General features: G+C 77.7%; 1 protein-coding gene. It reads left to right on the top strand.

Features of this window, described 5'->3' with window-relative positions; genetic code table 11:
- Window positions 1–366: 366 nt before the first annotated feature.
- The coding region (locus PAI11_RS10655; protein WP_138974227.1) for a cobyric acid synthase at window positions 367–1,983 on the top strand (1,617 nt) is incomplete at its 3' end.

Genomic DNA, 1,983 nt, shown 5'->3' with positions numbered 1-1,983 from the left:
CGCGGCCGCCGTCGCCTGGCGGCGCTGAGCGGCACCCGGCGGTCCCGAGTCCGGCCGTCCCCCCCCCGCCCTGCCGTCCCGCGCCCGGCCATCCCGGGTCCGGCCGTCCGACGCCTGGCTGCCGGCGCTCGGCGAGGCCGACGGCGCGGCGCCCGGCCTCCGCACGCAAGCCAGCGAGCGCGTGCCCCATCGAATCGCCACCTCGCCGACGCCGCCCGGCGAGGAGACGATCCGGCGCCGCGGAGACCTCGACTCGCCTCCTCGGGTCAGGACCATCGCCGAGATGACGATCGGACGGGCCGGCGGCGCCGCGCCCGGCCCTCCAGCGGGCCGCCCGCCCGCGGCACCCGTCAGGATCCATCACCCGTGGCCGCCGTTCCCCGCACCCGCCCGCTCGACCCCACCGCGCCCGCCGGGACGCTGCTCGTCGCCGGCACGACCTCGGACGCCGGCAAATCGCTGCTGACCGCCGGCATCTGCCGCTGGCTGCACCGCGAGGGGGTGCGGGTGGCGCCGTTCAAGGCCCAGAACATGGCCCTCAACGCCGCGGTCACGCCCGACGGGCTCGAGCTCGGCCGCGCGCAGGCCGTCCAGGCCGCCGCCTCCGGGATCGAGCCCGAGGCGATCATGAACCCGGTGCTGTTGAAGCCGACCGGCGACCGGGTCAGCCAGGTGGTGCTGCTGGGCCGCCCGTTCGGGACCGCCGGCGCCCGCGACTACCGGCGCCTGCGGAGCGAGCTGCGCGACGCGGTGCTGGACAGCCTGACGACGCTGCGGTCGCGGTTCGACGCCGTGATCTGCGAGGGCGCCGGCAGCCCCGCCGAGGTCAACCTGCGCGAGGGCGACTTCGTGAACATGGGGCTGGCGCGGGCCGCCGGGATCCCCACGGTCGTGGTCGGCGACATCGACCGCGGCGGCGTGCTGGCCGCCCACTACGGCACGATCGCGCTGCTCGACCCCGCCGACCAGGCGCTGATCGCCGGCACGATCATCAACAAGTTCCGCGGCGACCCGTCGCTGCTGGCGCCCGGCGTGACGACCCTCGAGGAGCTGACCGGGCGCCCGGTCCTGGGCGTCGTCCCGTGGGCCGACGGGCTCGAGCTCGACGCCGAGGACGGGCTGGCGCTGCGGACGTTCGACCGCCGCTCCGAGGACGCCGGCGCGCTGCGGGTCGCGGTCGTCGGGCTGCGGCGGATCAGCAACTTCACCGACCTCGACGCGCTGGCGATCGAGCCGGGCGTCGACCTGCGCCTGACCCGCGACCCCGACGTCCTGCGCGACGCCGACCTGGTCGTCCTTCCGGGCAGCAAGGCGACCGTCGCCGACCTGGCCGAGCTGCGCGCGGACGGCCTCGACCGGGTGCTGGAGCAGCGGGTCGCGCAGGGCCGGCCGATCCTCGGGATCTGCGGCGGCTACCAGATGCTCGGCGCCGCGATCGAGGACGACGGGATCGAGACCGGCAGCGGCACGGTCGCCGGCCTCGACCTGCTGCCGGTGCGGACCGCGATGCACGCGCAGAAGATCACCCGCCGTCGCAGCGGCCGGCTGCGGCTGGACGACGACGGGCAGCCCGGCGGCGATGGCGCCACGATCTCCGCCGGCGGCTACGAGATCCGCCACGGGCGCGTCGTCCGCGAGGGCGGCGCGGCGCTGATCGCCGGCGACCCGGTCGCCGCGGCCGCCGACGAGCCCGGGACCGCGGACGAGGGCTGCGTCGACGGCGTCGCCGTTGGCACCTCGTGGCACGGCCTGCTCGAGCACGACGACGCCCGCCGCGCGCTGCTCGGCTGGGCCGCGCGCCACGCCGGACGCGACTTCCGCCCGGGGACCGCGCGCTTCGCCGACGTCCGCGAGCGGCGCCTGGACGCGCTCGGTGACCTGGTCGCCGAGCACCTCGACACCGGCGCGCTGCTGCGGCTGCTGCAGGACGGCGTCCCGGCCGGCCTGCCGACGCTGGCCTGCGGGCCGCTCGCGCCGCCCGCC

This window comes from Patulibacter medicamentivorans (assembly GCF_000240225.1).
GTDB classification, from domain to species: domain Bacteria; phylum Actinomycetota; class Thermoleophilia; order Solirubrobacterales; family Solirubrobacteraceae; genus Patulibacter; species Patulibacter medicamentivorans.
Note: the sequence above shows the minus strand (reverse complement) of the source record. Positions and strands in the feature narration are given on the sequence as shown.